Origin of the sequence: Streptomyces sp. NPDC003023 (genome assembly GCF_042888225.1) — a bacterium.
GTDB lineage: Bacteria > Actinomycetota > Actinomycetes > Streptomycetales > Streptomycetaceae > Streptomyces.
The window spans coordinates 1,444,052-1,461,927 of the sequence record NZ_JBIAPL010000001.1 but is presented as its reverse complement, the minus strand read 5'-3'; the positions used below and the strand labels follow the sequence as shown (position 1 = coordinate 1,461,927).

The 17,876-nt window shown below is 70.5% G+C and carries 11 protein-coding genes and 1 tRNA gene; 3 read left to right on the top strand and 9 right to left on the bottom strand.

Features of this window, described 5'->3' with window-relative positions:
• Positions 1–536 precede the first annotated feature (536 nt).
• The 4 genes from ACFYV1_RS06220 to ACFYV1_RS06205 form a co-directional block, all read right to left on the bottom strand.
• Positions 537–1,379: a carbohydrate ABC transporter permease gene (locus tag ACFYV1_RS06220; protein WP_389394165.1), complete on the bottom strand. Its 843-nt coding sequence runs from the start codon at positions 1,377–1,379 to the stop codon at positions 537–539.
• A complete protein-coding gene (locus ACFYV1_RS06215) occupies positions 1,369–2,331 on the bottom strand; it encodes a carbohydrate ABC transporter permease (RefSeq protein WP_389394164.1) in 963 nt (320 codons plus the stop codon). The genes ACFYV1_RS06220 and ACFYV1_RS06215 overlap by 11 nt, the downstream gene beginning before the upstream one ends.
• A complete protein-coding gene (locus tag ACFYV1_RS06210; protein ID WP_389394163.1) occupies positions 2,328–3,692 on the bottom strand; it encodes an ABC transporter substrate-binding protein in 1,365 nt (454 codons plus the stop codon). The genes ACFYV1_RS06215 and ACFYV1_RS06210 overlap by 4 nt, the downstream gene beginning before the upstream one ends.
• Positions 3,693–3,779: 87 nt before the next feature.
• Positions 3,780–4,871, bottom strand: a complete 1,092-nt coding sequence (locus tag ACFYV1_RS06205) for a glycoside hydrolase family 172 protein (RefSeq protein ID WP_389394162.1) — start codon at positions 4,869–4,871, stop codon at positions 3,780–3,782.
• Positions 4,872–5,103: 232 nt separating this feature from the next.
• Between ACFYV1_RS06205 and ACFYV1_RS06200 the strand changes: the two genes are divergently transcribed.
• From ACFYV1_RS06200 to ACFYV1_RS06190, 3 genes are all read left to right on the top strand, one after another.
• Entirely contained in the window at positions 5,104–6,579 is a 1,476-nt protein-coding gene (locus tag ACFYV1_RS06200; RefSeq protein WP_389394161.1) for an FGGY-family carbohydrate kinase, read from the top strand.
• Between the two features lie 158 nt (positions 6,580–6,737).
• Positions 6,738–8,372 carry a fucose isomerase gene (locus ACFYV1_RS06195; RefSeq protein ID WP_389394160.1) on the top strand — a complete coding sequence of 545 codons (1,635 nt, stop codon included), beginning with the start codon at positions 6,738–6,740 and terminating at the stop codon, positions 8,370–8,372.
• A 429-nt stretch (positions 8,373–8,801) separates the two neighbouring features.
• Positions 8,802–11,225, top strand: a complete 2,424-nt coding sequence (locus ACFYV1_RS06190; protein WP_389394588.1) for a SpoIIE family protein phosphatase — start codon at positions 8,802–8,804, stop codon at positions 11,223–11,225.
• A 108-nt stretch (positions 11,226–11,333) separates the two neighbouring features.
• Here ACFYV1_RS06190 and ACFYV1_RS06185 read toward each other — a convergent pair whose 3' ends face one another.
• From ACFYV1_RS06185 to ACFYV1_RS06165, 5 genes are all read right to left on the bottom strand, one after another.
• On the bottom strand, positions 11,334–12,779 hold the full coding sequence (locus ACFYV1_RS06185) for a glyceraldehyde-3-phosphate dehydrogenase (protein WP_389394159.1): 1,446 nt from the start codon (positions 12,777–12,779) through the stop codon (positions 11,334–11,336).
• 167 nt (positions 12,780–12,946) lie between these two features.
• A complete protein-coding gene (locus ACFYV1_RS06180; RefSeq protein ID WP_389394158.1) occupies positions 12,947–13,663 on the bottom strand; it encodes a TSUP family transporter in 717 nt (238 codons plus the stop codon).
• Positions 13,664–13,674: 11 nt separating this feature from the next.
• Positions 13,675–16,110: a WD40/YVTN/BNR-like repeat-containing protein gene (locus tag ACFYV1_RS06175; protein ID WP_389394157.1), complete on the bottom strand. Its 2,436-nt coding sequence runs from the start codon at positions 16,108–16,110 to the stop codon at positions 13,675–13,677.
• Between the two features lie 47 nt (positions 16,111–16,157).
• Positions 16,158–16,805 carry a hypothetical protein gene (locus ACFYV1_RS06170; protein WP_389394156.1) on the bottom strand — a complete coding sequence of 216 codons (648 nt, stop codon included), beginning with the start codon at positions 16,803–16,805 and terminating at the stop codon, positions 16,158–16,160.
• A gap of 919 nt (positions 16,806–17,724) precedes the next feature.
• Positions 17,725–17,798: transfer RNA gene (locus ACFYV1_RS06165), tRNA-Pro, on the bottom strand.
• Positions 17,799–17,876 lie beyond the last annotated feature (78 nt).

Here is a 17,876-nt window from a genome sequence, read left to right as displayed (position 1 = left end):
GGGTCGGTGGCTGCGGTGCGCGCCCGTGGGGCGCGGATGTTCCGGCGGGGTGGGTTGGTGGGTGCGGGGGTCGGTGGCTGCGGTGCGCGCCGGTGGGGCGCGGTCGGTTGTGGGTGGTGCGGGGGTCGGTGGCTGCGGAGGGGGGATCGCGGACTGCTTTCCCGAACCTGCCCTTCCCAAGGCTTACGACGCTCTACGTCCGCTCACCCCCCTCCTCCGCCCCCGCCCCCCTCCCGCCCGGTAAGCCCCGTACCAGTCCTGGTCATCCCCACGGCCCGTGCCGGGTATCGGGGAGGGGCCCCTCGCCGGCCCATCGGCTCCCGCCCCGCCCGCGGGGGCGAACAGGGGCCGGCCGGGGGAGAGGGACGCGCAGGGGGTGTGTTCGGGACGTAAGGCGTCGTGAGCCTAGGGGGAGGCAGGTTCGGGAAAGCAGTCCCGGACATGCCCCCGGAGCGGCACCCGGACACCAAGTCAACGGACCGGGCCGCGCCCGAAAGCGTGACCCGGTCCGTCGCCCGCCCGAGGGCCCCGCTCCGCTACTTGAGGCCCGACGTCTTGATCGACTCCACGATCTGCCGCTGGAACGTGAAGAACAGCGCCAGCATCGGCAGCGCCGCCACCGTCGCCGCGGCCAGGATGTAGTTCCAGTTGGAGCTGTACTGCGTCTGGAACGAGGCGATCCCCAGCTGGACGACCGTCAGGCTCTGGTCGTTCGTGGCGACCAGCGGCCAGACGAAGGCGTTCCAGTTCGCGAGGAAGAAGAAGACGCCCAGCGCGGACAGGATCGGCCGGGACATCGGCAGGACGATGTTCCAGTAGACGCGCCAGTGCCCGCACCCGTCGATCACCGCGGCCTCCTCCAGTTCCTTGGGCAGGCCCAGGTAGAACTGGCGCAGCAGGAAGATGCCGAAGGCGTTGAAGATGGCGGGGATGATGAGGCCGGCGTAGCTGTCGAGGAGGCCGAGTTCACGGGCCACGAGGAACAGCGGGATGAGGACCACCGGCGCGGTGACGAGCAGGGTCGAGAAGATCGCCATGAAGATCTTCTCCCGGCCGGGGAACCGCAGCCTGGCCAGCGCGTACGCCGCCATGGAGTGGAACAGGAGCGCCGCGAGGGTGATCACGGCGGAGATGAAGAAGCTGTTCCAGAGGTAGCGGGCGAACGGGACCTCGGTGAAGACGTAGACGAAGTTGTCGAACGTGAATTCCCGGGGGATCAGATTGCCGTCGGTCACGGTCGAGCGTGACTTGAAGGCCGCGGACAGCATCCACAGCACGGGCAGGACGCTGACGACCGAGACCACGACGGCCACCGCGGTCAGGCCGGCGCGGCCGGAGAGCAGCCGCCGGCCGCCCACCGCATTCGTTTCACTCGCCATCGTCGAACCTCCCGCCTCTCGTGAACTTGAAGATCACCGCGGAGCAGATGACCATGATCAGCACCAGGAACGAGCCCATGGCCGACGCGTAGCCGTACTCCCCGAACCCGAATGCCTGCTGGTAGATGTAGAAGATCGCCAGCGAAGTGCCGTTGGCGGGGCCGCCGTTGGTGAGGACGAAGATGAGGTCGAGTCCGCCGGTGACGGCGGCGACCGTGGACATCAGCAGGACGAAGAAGCTGGTGGGGCGCAGCAGCGGCCAGGTGACCGAGCGGAACGTGGTCCATGGCCCGGCGCCGTCGATCTTCGCGGCCTCGTAGTACTCCTGGGGGATCTCCTGGAGCCCGGCCAGGAAGATGATCATGTAGTAGCCCATCATCACCCAGACCATGACGGCGATGACGCAGCCCAGGGCGAGGGCGGGGTCGCCCAGCCAGGACTCGCCCTCGAGGCCGATGGCGCGCATGGCGCGGTTGACGGCGCCCACCTGCTCGTCGAGGAGGAACTTCCACAAAACGCCGACGACGACGAGGCTGATGACGTAGGGCAGGAAGAGCGCGGTGCGGTAGGCGCCCATGCCGGGCAGTTTCTGCTTGACGAGCAGCCCGAGCGCGAGGCTCACGCAGAACAGGACGGGGACGAGGATCACCACGTACAGGCCGGTGATCTTCATCGAGTCCCAGAACAGCGGGTCGTTCATCATGCGTTCGTAGTTGCCGAGCCCGATCCACTCGTAGCTGCCGAAGCCGCTGACCTGGAAGAAGCTCAGGAAGATCGACAGCACCATCGGGATGCCGACGAAGAGCAGCAGTCCGACGGCGTCGGGTGCGAGGAAGAGGCCGGCGGCGATCCACTCGCGTTGCCTGCGGCCGAGCCGGGGGCTCGGTGGTGCGGGACTCTCGGCCGCGGGCGTGGCGGCGGCCGGGCTTTCCTGTGCGGCGACACTGCTCATATCAGGCTCGCCCCCTTGTAGCTCTTGGTGTAGGCCGCGATGGACTCGGCGGCTCTTTCGGTCTCCGCGGCCACGCTGCGGCCGGCGAGCATGGTGCCCTGGATGGCGTCGGAGATGGCCTTGTAGACGACGGGCGGGTAGCGCGGCTCGGCGCGGCCGCCGGGGAAGATCTCGTCCTTGAACTTCTTCATCGCGACCGAGTCGTAGCCGCCCTTCGCGGCGCCGCGCTCCAGGGCGCTGGCGCGGGGTGCCACGTCGGACTTGGCGCGGGTGCACCAGTCGACCATGCGGTCGACGGAGTCGTCGCTGGTCGAGCCGAGCGCCCAGGCGCAGAACTCGGCGGCGGCGTCCGGGTCGCGGCCCTGTGCGTTGGCGCAGAAGGACCAGCCGCCGAGGGTGGTGGTGTACTGGCCGCCGTCCGGTACGGGGAGCTTGAAGATCCCGTACCGGTAGTCGGGTGCGTACGCCTTGAAGCTGGAGACGTTCCAGATGCCCTGCTGCCACATGGCGACGTTTCCGGCCTTGAAGGCGCTGATGACGTCGCCGGCGGCGGGGAGGGTGCGCGGCGCGATGCCGTGGCGTATCGCGTCCTGCCAGAACTGCAGGGCCTGTCGGGTGCCCTTGGAGTCGAAGGCCACGTTGCCCTGCTTGTCGAGGACGTCGCCGCCGCCCTGCCACATCCAGGGGTACCAGGTGAAGTTCTGGAAGTAGCCCGGGTTGGTCTCGAAGACCAGGCCGGCCCGTGTCTTCGTGCGCAGCTTGTCGCCGACGTCGAGCATCTGGTCCCAGGTGGTGGGGATGTCGGCCTCGGAGAGTCCGGCCTTCTCCCAGACGTCCACGGCGTAGAACATCGACAGGGGCTCGACCTCCATGGGGAGGGCGTAGACCTTGCCGTCGACGCGGCGGCTGTCGAGTGCGGTGCCGAAGTCGGCGACGGCTTCCCTGTCCAGGTGCGGGGTGAGGTCCGCGAGGACGCCGCCGTTGTAGTAGCGCAGGAAGTCGCCGGGGCTGAGCAGGAAGATGTCCGGGCCCTGGCCGGTGGCGAAGGCGGAGGGCAGCTTGAAGCCGTTGAGGTACGTCGGCAGCGGGATGTGGACCAGTTCGATCTTGACCTTGTGGCCTGCGTTCCACTTGTCGACCATGTCGACGAACCACTTGGACTGTTCGTTGATCGCCGGGTCGGGCGACCGCTGGGGTCCGTAGAAGTTCCAGAACTGAAGGGGGCCGTCCTTCGCCTGGGCCGTTCCGCAACCGCTGAGCAGGCCGGACGCCGCGGTGGCGGCGCCCGCGCCGGCCAGCGCGGTGAGGAATCGGCGGCGTGACGGGGCCGGACGCCCGGCGTCGTTGCCGTGCTGGAGCATGCGCGCGCTCCTGTCGGAGGTGAGAGGGAAGAGGGAGCGTGGGGGGCTTGGTTCCGGGGGCTTGGACGTGGGGGCGGGGCGGACGCGTCAGTCGACCTCGAGGGTGAGCAGGTCCGGCGCCGGCGGCCGGGAGTCGCTGCTCGGTGCGTCCAGGTAGAACAGCGCGGTGCTCGCGATGTCGTCGCTCGTGTGTCGGTAGCGGTGCGGCAGGCCGTTGCCCTGGCCGGGGCCGATGCCCAGGCTCTGCACCGTGATCCGCAGGTCCTCCGAGAAGTGCACGGGGTCAAGAATGTGCCAACGGTACATTCCGAACCGCTGCTGGCTGCTGTAGAGGCCGTCGGGGCTCAGGATCTGGTTCAGACCGAGGTAGGGCGTGGTGTAGGCGGTGTAGCCCTGTCCGGGGACGTCGAAGTTCCAGGCGCCGCCGAAGTAGTCCTCGGTACCGGTGCCGCAGATCGTCGGGTACTCCTCGTCGCCGTCCATGAAGAACTTCAGCTCGCCCTCGCCCCACCAGCCGGGGCTGTTGACGCCCCAGGCCAGGTAGGTGCCCACATAGCTGCCGGCGCCGGTGACGCCCTCGAGCAGGGTGTGCTCCTCGCCGAACGGCACGGGGTGGCTGCGGCGCCACTGGGCGTGGAAGTACGTGGAGTCCTCCGGCACCTCGCCCAGCTCGTAGTCGACCTGGTAGTAGAGCGTGACCGTCTCCGAGGACAGGTTCTCCAGGGTGATGCGGGCGGCGCGGCGGAACGGCATCGGCCAGTAGGCGTTGAACCCGCCGTTGGGGTTGGCCGCGACCGGCACCGACGACACCTGGCTGAACTTGTTCCAACCGTTGCAGAAGAAGTCGCCGAGCGGCACCTCGACCGCGGGGGCCTCCTCGCCCTCCCAGTGGATGCGCAGCAGTGTGCTGCGCCAGGCGGCGTGGGGCGCGGTGGTGCACCACAGGTGGCGGATGGTGCCGGGGCCCTCGATGTCGGCGAGGGTCGCGGTCTCGCCGGCCGCGATGTCGATGCTGGGCGAGATCTTCCAGCCGGGGCCGAGCCGGGAGGCCGCGACCGCTCCTGTCCCCTCGGTGGCCCTGCCGCCGCCCGACTTGGCACCGGTGAAGTTCTCGGCGCTGATGGAGCGGCTGACGGCGCGCGCCTTGCGGGAGAGGCCGTCGAGTCCAAAGGTCGTCATGGTTCTGTCTGCTCTCACGGGGTGAGGTACGGGATGTGCACCGCGCGCCGCACTGCTGCCGGATACGCGGGGAAGGACCGAGTACGTCACTGCGGACGCCTGAAATCCATTTCACGGCAAAGTAGGTAGAGCCCAGGACGGTGTCAAGCAACCAGGGCGAGATTCTTCGATCGTGCAGGAGTTGATACCTGCACCCTTGACGCTGAAATCGATTTCTGTCAGCGTGCCGTCCATGCTTCGCAACGCAGTCATCGGTGTGGACATCGGCACGTCCAGCAGCAAGGGAGTCCTCGTCGGACTCGACGGCACGCTGCTGCGTTCGGCCGTACGGCAGCACACCCCCGCCCGCCCCGGTCCCGGGCACTTCGAGATGGACGCCGCCCTGTGGTGGCGCGAGTTCACCGAGCTGACCCGGGAACTCACCGCACCCGCGGACGCCGCGGTGATCGCCGTGGGCGTGAGCGGCATGGGCCCCTGTGTCCTGCTCACCGACGAGAACGACGAGCCCCTCCGACCGGCGATCCTGTACGGCGTGGACACCCGCGCGGTCCACCAGATAGAGCGCCTCGAGCAGGAACTCGGCGGGCAGGAGATCCTCGACCGGTGCGGCTCCGCCCTCACCACCCAGGCGGCGGGCCCCAAGATCGCCTGGATCGCGGAGGAGGAGCCGGAGCTCTACGAGCGGGCCCGCCGGCTCTACATGCCGAGTTCCTGGCTGGTGCGCCGGCTCACCGGCGCCTACGTGCTCGACCACCACTCGGCCAGCCAGTGCACACCGCTGTACGACACGGCCGCCCGCGAGTGGTACGCCCCCTGGGCGCGGTCCGTGGCCCCGGGCATCGAGCTGCCGCCGCTCGCCTGGTCCGGCGAGTCCGCCGGACTCCTGACCGCCGAGGCCGCCCGCGAGACGAACCTGCCGGCCGGCATCCCCGTCACCACGGGCACGATCGACGCCTGGGCCGAGGCCCTGAGCGTCGGCGCGCAGCGCAACGGCGATCTGATGCTGATGTACGGCACCACGATGTTCCTCATCCACACGGTTCCGGAGCCGCTGACCAGCCTGTCGCTGTGGGGCACGGTGGGAGCGCTTCCCGGCACCCGGAACCTCGCCGGCGGCATGGCCACCTCCGGCGCGGTGACGAACTGGCTGCGCGACCTGTTCGCCGCCGACCACCCCGAGCTGCTGGACCTCGCGGAAGCCGCCGGCCCCGGCGCGAACGGGCTGCTGATGCTGCCCTACTTCTCCGGCGAGCGGACCCCCGTCATGGACCCGCAGGCCCGCGGTGTCATCGCCGGCCTCACCCTGTCCCACACCCGGGGCGACCTCTACCGCGCCGCGCTCGAGGCCACCGGCTTCGGCATACGGCACAACATCGAGGTCATCGAGGCGGCAGGCGGCGACATCCGGCGCGTCGTGGCCGTCGGCGGCGGCACACAGGGCGAGCTGTGGACGCAGATCGTCTCCGACATCACCGGCCGTGAGCAGGAGCTGCGCGCCACGTCCATCGGCGCCGGCTACGGCGGGGCGCTGCTCGCCGCCCAACTGGTCACCGACGCGTCCATCGACGAGTGGAACCCGTTGCGCCGGACGGTGACCCCGCGGGCCGCGCACACCGAGCGGTACGAGGAGCTGTACGCGCTCTACCGCCGGCTCTACCCGGACACCGCCCACGTCGTCCACTCGCTCACCGCGTTCCAGGACCGCTGACCCGACGACCGCAGGCCGGCCGACCGCCGTGACGACCGACCGCCCGTCACCCCCGACCGTCGCACCTCACCCCCGGCCACGCCCCCGGCCTCTCATCTCTGATCCACCGGCACCCGCACCCGACACGTCCCGCACCACACAACGGAGACCGAGAACGCATGACCTCCTACACGCTCCCCGAGCCGCACACCGCCCCCGCCGCCGAACCCGGCACCGTCTACACCGTCGCCAGCGGCGACCTCCGCCCCCGCGCCAACATCACCTGCTGGCCCACCCAGGAGAAGCTCGAGAGCGACCTCGCCGCCGCCCTCGCCGACCTCGGCCACAAGGTCCGGCGCGGCCATGACTTCGACCCGGACAAGGGCCACGGCTTCATCGACAGCCAGCGCGCCGGCATCGAGGTCTTCAAGAACATCCCGAGGGACGCGCCACTGATAGTCGTCGAGGGCGTGTGGCAGTACAGCCACCATGTGATCGCCGGGCTGCGCAGCCACCGCGGGCCGATCCTCGTCGTCGCCAACTGGAGCGGCGAGTTCCCGGGCCTGGTCGGCCTGCTGAACCTGGCGGGCAGCCTCACCAAGGCCGGCATCGCCTACTCGGTGCTGTGGAGCGTCGACTTCACCGACGATTGGGCGCGGACCGGCCTGCGCACCTGGCTGGAGACCGGCACGCTCACCCACGACACCGGCCACGTACGCGACCTGCCGGCTCTCCCGCAGGACGCCGAGACCGCGCTCGGTGTCGCACTGGCCCGGCAGCTGCGCGAGGAGAAGGCGATCATCGGCGTCTTCGACGAGGGCTGCATGGGCATGTACAACGCCATCATCGACGACGAGCTGCTCAACCCCCTCGGCATATACAAGGAGCGCCTGTCCCAGAGCGCCCTGGTGGCCGAGATGAACAACGTCTCCGACGAGGAGGCGCAGGCGGTGCGCGCATGGCTCGACGACGCCGGCATGACCTTCCACACCGGAACGGACGAGGCGACCGAGCTCACCGACGCGCAACTGCTCAGCCAGTTCAAGATGTACACGGCCGCACTGCGCATGTCGGACGACTTCGGTCTCGACGCCGTGGGCATCCAGTACCAGCAGGGCCTCAAGGACACGGTCCCCGCCAGCGATCTGGCCGAGGGCCTGCTCAACAACGTCCAGCGACCGCCGGTCCTCAGCCGCGACGGCTCCCGCGAGCTGTACGCGGGCGCCCCGCTGCCGCACTTCAACGAGGTCGACGAGGGGGTGGCGGTCGACTCCCTCGTCACCAACCGGATCTGGACGGCGATGGGGCTCGACCCGGCCACCACGCTGCACGACATCCGGTGGGGCGAGGAGTACGAGGGCCGCTTCGTGTGGGTCTTCGAGATCTCCGGCTCGGTGCCCGCCTCCCACAACGGCGGGTACGACAAGTCGTGGAGCATGCGGCAGCCGCCCATGTTCTTCCCGCTCGGCGGCGGCACGCTCAGCGGCGTGTCCAAGCCGGGAGAGATCGTCTGGTCGCGGGTGTTCCTCATGGACGGAAAGCTCCATGTGGATCTGGGCCGGGCAAGCGCGGTCGAGCTGCCGGAGGAGGAGACGCAGCGAAGGCTCGACGCGACGAACCGGCAGTGGCCCATCATGCACGCCGTACTGCACGGTGTGAGCCGCGACCAGTTCATGGCCCGGCACCGTGCAAACCACCTGAACGTGGCATACGCGCCGGACGCCTCGACCGCCGACAGGGCACTGCGTGCCAAGGCCGCGCTCTTCGCCGAGCTGGGCGTCGAGGTCCACCTGTGCGGAGACGTCGCGCTCTAGTGCCGTGACCGGCGGTGTTGCCCGTGAAGGAGCGTCGTCCGGTGCTGGGAGCACCTCCCATGCCCGAAGGGGAGAGGGGGCGTGCTGGGTGGCGCGACAGGGCAGAGCTTGCCGGGAAGGGCACCAGGGCCTGGCGGGAAAGGCCACGCGGGGCACGCGGCGCAAGGCCCGCGACGCGCGGCACACACATCGGGAGGGGCTGTCCGGCGGCAGTCCCTTCCCCACGGGTCACCCGTCCGAAGGGGCCGTCCGGCGGCAGCCCCTTCTCCGCGGGTCACCCGTCCGATCCACCCGCCGGACGGCCGCGGAGCCCGGCCGCACGGGGCCGGGCTCCTGATCGATGTCGTCCTCTGACTAGCTCCCACAGCGCAAACAACGGCAGCATGGGAGCAGCGCGGTACCCGGCCGCGTACGGAGGCGGTGCGCGAGTTGACGAGGGCGAGCTTTGCGTTCTGCGGGGCCGAGCTGGCCGCCGTCTACCTCCTCACGGAGAGTGGCGACGAGCTCCGGCTGACCGAAGTGGTGGGTGACCGCGGCGGGACATACGGCCTGCCGGCGGTCGTCGCCCTGGGCGGACGCTCCCCCGCCACGGACGCCTATCGCGCCGCCCGCCCGCTGTGGCTGAGCCCGGCGGAGCTGTCCGCGTACATCTCGGCCGACGCCCGCGGCGTGTCCCCCGTGGGCGCCGGAACCCTGCCGCCGAAGTACTCGCTGGGCGCGCTGCCACTGGGCAGGGGCGGCACCCGGCTGGGCTGCCTGCTGGTGGCCGGCGAGATGACGGACGGCTTCGACGCCGACCGCCGCTGTCTTCTCGAGCTCTACGCCGATCAGGTGACGGCAGGGCTCGAATCGGTACCGGCGCGCGTCGCCGCCAGGCCGGGGCCTCCCTCCCACCCGGGGACGACCCTGGTTCCCCTGCACAGCGGAGCGTTCACCCTGACTCTGGACACCGGGCTCATGGAGGCGGACGCACGCGTGCTGGAGCTGCTCGGCATCGCTCCGGAGGACTTCGACGGGCGGGTGGAGACCCTGCTCGCCTGCGCCGTGCCGGACGACATCCCGGCGCTGATGGCCGTCGTCGAACCGGGCCGGCTGGCGTCCTCCGGCGAACAGCTCGCGTTCCGTGTCCGCCGCCCGGGCGGCGAGCTCCGCTGGCTGGGCCTGCGCTGCCGGCTGAGGTTCGGGGCCGACGGCACCCCGGAACGGGTGCTGGGGGTGGTCGCCGACGCCGTCTATCTGCGCCCCACGGACGACGAGGTCGCGGTCGTGCAGGGACTGTCGGCGCGCCTGGCGGCGGCGACGACGGTACGGGACGTCAGCCGGACCGTCGTCGAGACGTTGCGCCATCCGCTCGCGGCGAGCCGGATCGCCGTGGCGGAGCTGGAGGCCGACCGGCTGCTGGTCACGGTCCTCGACCCGCCTGAGGCCGATGCATGGCCCGGAGTGTGGCAGGAGGAATGGCGCTCCGAGTGGCCGGACGCGTCGGTGCACCGGCTGCCCACCCTGGAGAGCGCGCTGCGAGAGGGCCACATGAGCCTGTGGCCGCCCGGCGCCGACCTGGAGTCCGGACTCATCGGCATCGGACCGGGCGGCCTGGCCGTCGTCCCCCTCCCGGCCGACGGGCGTCTGGTCGGAGTGTGCCTGGTGGGCTGGGACGCGGCGCACGAGTTCGCTCCGGAGGAGCGGTCGCTGCTCACCGCGGTGGCGGGCCTGGTCGGCAGCGCCCTCCGACGCGCCCACGCCCTGGACGCAGGCCACGAACTCGCCAGGATGCTCCAGCGCAGCCTGCTCCCCCGCAAACTCCCGTCGCTGCCCGGCGGCGTCGCCGTCGCACGCTATCTGCCGGCGACTGCCGGCCTCGAGGTGGGTGGCGACTGGTACGACGTGATCCCGCTCGCCGACGGGCACGTGGCGCTCGTCATCGGCGACGTACAGGGCCACAGCGCCGCGGCGGCCACCATCATGGGCCAGATGCGCACGGCGGTCCGGGCTTACGCGGTGGAGGGCCATCCCCCCGACGTGGTCGTCTCACGCGCCAACCGGCTGCTCGTCGGCATGGAGACGGACCTCTTCGCCACATGTCTGTACGTGGACCTGGACATGGAGGAGGGCATCGCCATCTTCGTACGGGCCGGGCACCTGCCGCCGCTGCTGCGTCACCCCGACGGCACGACGGAGGAGCTCGTGGTGGAGGGCGGGCCGCCGCTGGGGGTGCTCGCGGACGCGGAGTTCACCATGACGGAGTCCGGTCTGGTCCCGGGCACGGTGCTGACCCTGCTCACCGACGGCCTGGTCGAGTCGGCCCACCTTCCTCTGGAGGACGGGATGCGGCGGGTCGGCGAGGCGCTCGGAGCGGCCGACCCGTCCGACATCGGCCGGGTAGCCGACGAACTCCTCGGCACGGCGAACGGGCGCGACGACGACGTCGCGATGCTGCTCCTGCGGTACGACGGGACGCGCGCCCGGCCCCTGCGGACGCACTGGACGGTGTGGCGCCTGACGAACGCCGTCCTCCACGCCCGTCGCTTCGCCGGCCGCACGCTCCGTTCCTGGGGGCTGGCCGAAGAGGTCGACATCGCTCTGCTGGTCGTGTCCGAGCTGGTCACCAACGCCATCGCCCACACTCAGGGAGAGGTGGGGCTGGATCTGACGCTGTCCTCCGACCGTCTGCGGATCGCCGTCAACGACACGTCGCCCCGCTCCCCCGTCAAGCCGGCGGACGTCGACTGGGAGGCGACCGGCGGCCGGGGCCTGCTCATCGTGGAGGCGACGACGGCGGCCTGGGGCTCGGTGCCGCTCAGCGGCGGGAAGCAGGTGTGGGCCGAGATCGACGTGTCCGCCGGCCGGGGCTGACCGTACGGCGCCGGCAGGGGCGGGTACGGCGCCGGCAGGTGCTGACCGTACGGCGCCGGCCGCCCACCAATGGTGGGCGGCCGGGACATCGGGCGGTCGGAGCGTGGATCAGACCGCCGGAGCCGGGTAGGTCGGGTACTCGACCCCGGAGACGTGCTGGACGACGCGGATGACCTGGCAGGAGTAGCCGAACTCGTTGTCGTACCAGAGGTAGAGGATCGCGTTGTCGCCGTCGACCTTGGTGGCGCCCGCGTCGACGATGGAGGCGTGGCGCGAGCCGATGAAGTCGCTGGAGACCGCGTCGGGGGCGGTGGTGAAGTCGATCTGTCGCTTCAGCGGCGAGGTGAGCGAGACGTTGCGGAGGTAGTCGAGAACGTCCTCACGGGTGGTCTCGCGGCCGAGCCGCAGGCTGAGGATCGCGATCGAGACGTCCGGCACGGGGACGCGGATCGAGCTGCCGGTGATCGGCGCCTCGAGTTCGGGGAGCGCCTTGGCCACGGCGGAGGCGGCACCGGTCTCCGTGATGACCATGTTGAGCGGCGCGGAGCGGCCGCGGCGGTCGGCCGGGTGGTAATTGTCCAGCAGGTTCTGGTCGTTGGTGAACGAGTGGACGGTCTCCACGTGGCCGCGCAGGACGCCGTACTCGTCCGCCATCGCCTTCAGCGGCGGGACGATCGCGTTGGTGGTGCAGGACGCGCAGGACAGGATCTGCTCGTCCGGCTTGATCATGTCGTGGTTGACGCCGTGCACGATGTTGGGGACGTCGCCCTTGCCCGGGGCGGTCAGGACGACCTTGTCGATGCCGGGGCGCAGGTGCTTCGACAGGCCCTCGCGGTCCCGCCACTTGCCCGTGTTGTCGATGAGGATGGCGTCCTTGATGCCGTACGCCGTGTAGTCGACCTCGGAGGGGTCGCCCGCGTAGATGACCTTGATCTCGTTGCCGTTGGCGATGATCGTGCTGTTCGCCTCGTCGACGGTGATCGTGCCCTGGAACTGCCCGTGGATGGAGTCACGGCGCAGCAGCGAGGCCCGCTTGACGATGTCCTGCTCGCCGCCCTGTCGGACGACGATGGCGCGCAGCCGCAGGCCGTTGCCGGAACCGGCCTTCTCGATGAGCAGGCGGGCGACGAGGCGGCCGATGCGGCCGAAGCCGTAGAGGACGACGTCACGCGGCGCGCGGCGCTCGATCTTGTCGGCACCCGTGGCCCCGGCGACGGACCTGGCGGTGAACTCCTCCACCGACAGACCCTGGTCGTCGGCCCGGTAGGTCGCGGCGAGCATGCCGATGTCGATCTGGGAGGGACCCAGGTCGAGCGTGGTGAGGGCCTGCAGGAACGGCATCGTCTCGGTGACCGAGAGCTCCTCGCCGGCTATCTGCCGGGCGAACCGGTGGGTCTTGAGGATGCTGACCACCGACTTGTTCACCAAGGAGCGGCTGTGGAGGAGGACGGTGACGTCCCGCTCCCGCTGCAGCTTCCCGATGATCGGGATCATCGACTCCGCGATCTCCTCGCGGTTCTTCCAGTTGGTGAACGAGTCGTCTTTGACAGTCACAGGTTTATCTTTCGAGCTAGGCGGTGCTCATATGCTAACCGCACGAAAATTTGATCGTTCAGTCGGGCCCTCCCGATCGTCCGTGACGGGGCCGCGCGAGGCCGATCGCTGACTCCACTGGGCCACCGAATCTCAAGTACGCCCAGGTCACAGCGTTGACGTGGTTGTCACAGGCCGGCCAGCAGGCGCCCGGTGCAGCCGACCATGACGGTCCAGAACAGGCCCGTATAGCCCCGCTCACCGATTCGGGTGTTGAAGCGCCTGCCGCAGAACGTCGCGATGAACATCAGCGGCACGCACACCAGAGCGACGAGGTAGTCGCCGCCCGTCAGCAGCGCGGCATCCGTCCACACGGCGGTCTTCGCGACGTCCCCGGCGAACGAGACCAGGGAGAGCGCGCCGACGAGGTGGAGGCGGTCCAGGCCCAGCCCGCGGACCGCGAGCCCCTTCAGAGGACCGGACGTACCGCTGAATCCGGACGTCGCACCCGAGGCGAAGGCCAACAGCGGACAGCCGGCCCGCCGCCAGCGGGTCAGGTCGAACGTCTCCACCAGGAACGCGGCGGCGAAGCTCGCGATGACCGCGAGCGTCACGGCCTGTTCCGGGGCGGAAACAAGCAACTCGGCCCCCAGGAAAGCCCCCGCGGCGACCAGGACGATCACGACCGCGGCCTGGCGGAAGGGAAGCGTCGCCCGGTAGGCGAAGACCTTCACCAGGTTGTTCGCGGCGAGCAGGAGCGCCGCCAGCGCCACCCCGGACTTGGTGCCGAGAACCAGTGCCAGCGTGGGAACGAGGATCAGACTGCCTCCGAAGCCGGCCGAGGCGGACAGGAGGAACGCGGCCGCCACCGCAAGGAACACGAACGGAAGCAGAAACGGCTCCATCGCTGTTCGCCTTACGGAATCGTCGACAGGTCGATCCGGAACATCCCGCGACCGTGGGTCACGCAGACGAGCACCTCGTCCATCCAGAACAGGTCGTCGACCGAGCAGTTGGTCGGGCCCTCGTTCGTCGGCGACCAGCTCGCCCCGGCGTCCTCGCTGGCGAACAGGCCCACCTCGGTGCCGCAGTAGAGCAGGTCCGTCCGCCGCGGATGCACTGCCAGGGCCCGGATCGGGGCGCGCGGCAGAGTGGTGGCGAGGTCGGCCCAGGCCGCACCGGCGTCCGTGGTCACCCACAGGTTGCCGCGCTCGTACCCGCCGAAGGTGACGTAGGCGGTGTCCGGGTCCGTCGGGTGCACGGTGATGCCGGTGCAGTAGCGCCGTGGCGTCAGCGGACTCCGCCCCGTCGCGCCTACGCGCGCCCAGGTCGGCGTCGTCGCGGTGCCGTTGGCGGTGCGGAAGACCAGGCCGTCCTCGTGGCCCACCCACACCACGTCCGAGTCGCCGCGCGCCACCGCGATCGCGCTGATCATCGCCCCGGCGCCGGGCTTGACCGGCCGCCAGGTCGGCCCGGCGACGGGGGTGTTGGGCTGCTTGGCGTCGTCGGTCCGCCACAGCGACACGCCACCTGCCAGGATCCGGTTCTCGTCGTTCGGATCGAGCACGAACGGTGCGATGAAGAGCGCGTTCTCGTTCTTCGCGTCCGCGATACGGAACGGCACCTGCTTCCAGGACCACTCGCCCGTCACGAAGTCGAAGAACTGACCGCTGATGTAGCGGTCGCCCTGCGTGTCATCGGTGGTGGCGCCGTCGGTGTTGCGGTGGATGTTGAGGAAGACGTACTCGCCGTAGAACACGTCGGGGTCGGTGGGGTCGGAGGCGCACCAGCCGCCGTCACCGCCGAAGAACTCCCGCCACTCCTCGGTGCCGAGGGCGGGGTCGAAGACGAGCGAGCCGTTGTCCTGCGCGCCGCCGATGATCTTCCCGCTGCCGGTGTGGCCCGCCCCGGCGTAGAACTGCGTCACGCCGTAGTTGTTCACCAGCTCGGTCCAGCCGTTCACGAACGGGGGCTCGGGCTCGGTTCCGACGGCCGCCAGGTCGTCCGCCCTGAACACCCCGCCGTCGTTGCCGAAGAACACCGTGCGGTTGGTGACCCCGTCGTACGAGGGGTGCGCGACGATCGCGTGCTGGTCGGCGTGCACCGAGGTGGGCTCCCACCAGCTGCTGATCTCGGCCAGATGGTCGCCGCCGTCGCTGCTGCGGTACAGGTCGACGCCGCCGACGACCACCAGGTCGGCGTCGGTCGGGTCCCCCGCCCAGATGGCGTTGTCGTACCAGCCCTGACCGCCGAGGTAGTCCGACGGCAGGCCGTCCGGGGTCAGCGTCTTCCTCTTCTTGTAGGACGCTCCCCCGTCCTGCGACCGCCAGATCTGGCCGGTGGTCATCTGAACCGACGCGTAGACGATGTCCGGGTCCTTCGCCGCGTACGCGAGCTCGACCCGGCCGGTCCACGGGCCGCCGTTCGCGAGGTCCCAGGTGAGACCCCCGTCCCGGCTGAACCAGGCCGCACCGTCGCGCAGCGACCCGGCGACCGCCCTGTCGCTGTCCTGGGGATCGAATCGGACGTCGCCGAGCGGGTGGCCGAGGACCTCGGTCCAGGTGGCCCGCGCGGGATCGGCGCTGCGGAAGAGGCCGGTGGAGGTGGCCGCGAGCACGACCGTCCCGTCCTGCGACACCGCGATCCGGCTCACGAACTGGAAGTCGGGTGTCCGGGTGGCCGCGATCGGGGTCCAGGCGACCGCGTCGGTGGTGCGGAAGATGCCGTTGCCCCGGATGGCGTCGAGGTTGTGGAAGGCCTCGCCGGTTCCCACGTACATCGTGGACGCGTCGGACGGGTCCACGGCGATGCATCCGCAGGAGAGGTTCTCCAGGAAGTCGTCGACCGGTGCCCATTGGGCACCGGCGTCCTCGGTGTGCCACACCCCGCCGCCGGCGCTGACAGCCCACATGCTGTCGGGATCCGCCGGGTCGATCACGATGCCGCGGGTTCGTCCGCCGATGTTCCCGGGGCCGAGCCACACCCAGTTGGCCAGCCGCATGCCGGCCGTCGGGGCCGGTCCCGCCCGGCGAGGCCGGCCGTTCGGACCGGTCGGCACACCGGCGGTCATGGGCGGCGCCTCGCGACTCAGCATGCTCTCCGTCTGCGCGTAGGCCGCGCCCAGACCGTGCGGCCGGACGACTCCGTCGTCACCGCGTTCCTGCTTGAGGCGGAAGAGCCCGCGTGCGGTGGGCAGGTCGGGGAATTCGAGGCGCAGCAGGGCCCGCCGCACCGCGGCCTCGGGCAGGGCCGCGAGCGACTCGTTCGTCGTACCGCGGGAGCGGCACAGCAACTCCACCTGCGCGACGCTGATGTTCTTCGACTGGGCGACTTCTTCGTCTGAGACGGCCATGACGGCACCCCGATCGGGAGGAGCTGGTGCGATGGGTGAGGACGGGTCTAGGGCCGGAGCCTGGGCGCCCGCCGCGGGGTCGCGCGGTCCAGTTCCACCTCCCACACGAGCATGCCGGTACGGGGATCCACGGCCCTCAGTACGACTGCGCCGGAGTCGGGGCGAAGGAGGAGTTCCATGCGTTTGTCGCCGACCAGGCTCTGGTCCAGCACGGCGGACTGCCGGTCGGACGAAGCCGCCGGTGGTACGGGGGGTGCTACATCAGCGTCGGCCGTCTCCGGGAGCGCCTCGGCTTTCGCCTCGGCGAGCACTTCCAGCGAAGGGGAGCCCGCCAGATCGACTCGCAGGGCTCCGTGCGCCGTGCGCCGGGACTCCTCCAGGACACGTGCGCTCGGTGCGGCACCCCCGCGGTACCAGGTCCGGACGATCCAGCGGAGCACCACGGCGTCGTCGGCCGCCTCGGTCCGCAGGGTGAAGTCGCGGGTGTCGTCGAGGGTGCAACGCGCCCACGGCGGCAGGTCGACCGGCTCCGAAGTCCAGCGGTCCTCGCCGGTCGCCGCGTCGAGCACCACGACCACGAGGGTCGGCGACGGGCTGATCCTCAGGGCCACGACCGAACCGGCGAGCAGCGCGCACGGTCGCAAGGCGGCCCCGTGGCGCCACAGCACTGCGCCGTTCTCCAGGTCCAGTGCCATCAGCGCACCTACGCGATCGTGTACGACGGCCTGCCGGCCGCGCGCATCGACCACGCCGCGCGGAACTTTGGCCATCCGGGCCCCCAGGTGGGCATCACAGGAACGCGGATGCGGGATCACGGCCAAGGCCGTGAAGCGTGCGGGCCGCCCAGCGTGACCGAGAAGGTCCGGGCCCGGCCGTGGGCCGCAGCGCACTTTCATCGTCCCCCCGGCCGGGGGGTGGCGGCAACTGGATCTGCCCCGCCATCCGGCGCGTTCTCCCGGCAGTTGACGCATACACCACCCGCACCGGGCCACTGGCGCAGTCCGCCGAGCAGGGTGCGGGCGAGGTGACGGCGCGCCACGGGTGCCGGCCCCCCGATTGCCCAGGGGTTCCGCCGCGCCGTCAGCAACTCGGGTACAGCGGCCTCGACTTCCCCCAATCCCAACCGGTCACACGGGAGTGACCCGCTTTGACCGTAGCGTCGCCGGCACGACGCACGTCCCGGCCGGTCGTCGAGCAGCCCGCTCCGTGTCGACGTGGTCACGCCGTCGGCACCCAGAACCCCTCGAGACCGTTCGGATACGACACGACACGACACGGCGCGAAGGCAGCGCCGGGCGTTTCCCCGACACCCTCGGCGCCGGGCGCTTGCCCGACAACCTCGGCGCCCGGCTCTCAACCCGTCCGCCACCCGGCACCCGCCCTCGGCGAACCCATCCGTGACCTTCTCCGGAAACTCCGCCGCCTGTCGGCCGGGGCTCGGACCGGTCGCGCCGGTTCCGCCGGCGGACGCGGAAGGTTTCAGGGGCGCGCCTTGACCGGGTCGACGCGGACTTCAGCGCGGTCAAGCGCGCAGGTCCCCCAACGGTCCCCAAAACGACCCAGGGGCCGTTTCAGATTGCTCTGAAACGGCCCCTGGCCTGCGACTTTCACAAGTCGGGACGACAGGATTTGAACCTGCGACCCCTTGACCCCCAGTCAAGTGCGCTACCAAGCTGCGCCACGTCCCGATGCCCGTCTGACCTGGGGTTTCCCCTGGCCGAGCGCGCATGAGAACAATACCGCACTCCGGCCGCTGGTCACGAACC

Excerpts from the sequence above, each read along its gene's own strand:
- ACFYV1_RS06195 (WP_389394160.1), top strand. The coding sequence starts at position 6,738 with ATGACCTCCTACACGCTCCCCGAGCCGCACACCGCCCCCGCCGCCGAA.
- ACFYV1_RS06220 (WP_389394165.1), bottom strand. The coding sequence starts at position 1,379 with ATGGCGAGTGAAACGAATGCGGTGGGCGGCCGGCGGCTGCTCTCCGGC.
- ACFYV1_RS06180 (WP_389394158.1), bottom strand. The coding sequence starts at position 13,663 with ATGGAGCCGTTTCTGCTTCCGTTCGTGTTCCTTGCGGTGGCGGCCGCG.
- ACFYV1_RS06210 (WP_389394163.1), bottom strand. The coding sequence starts at position 3,692 with ATGCTCCAGCACGGCAACGACGCCGGGCGTCCGGCCCCGTCACGCCGC.
- ACFYV1_RS06170 (WP_389394156.1), bottom strand. The coding sequence starts at position 16,805 with ATGGCACTGGACCTGGAGAACGGCGCAGTGCTGTGGCGCCACGGGGCC.
- ACFYV1_RS06205 (WP_389394162.1), bottom strand. The coding sequence starts at position 4,871 with ATGACGACCTTTGGACTCGACGGCCTCTCCCGCAAGGCGCGCGCCGTC.
- ACFYV1_RS06200 (WP_389394161.1), top strand. The coding sequence starts at position 5,104 with ATGCTTCGCAACGCAGTCATCGGTGTGGACATCGGCACGTCCAGCAGC.
- ACFYV1_RS06215 (WP_389394164.1), bottom strand. The coding sequence starts at position 2,331 with ATGAGCAGTGTCGCCGCACAGGAAAGCCCGGCCGCCGCCACGCCCGCG.
- ACFYV1_RS06175 (WP_389394157.1), bottom strand. The coding sequence starts at position 16,110 with ATGGCCGTCTCAGACGAAGAAGTCGCCCAGTCGAAGAACATCAGCGTC.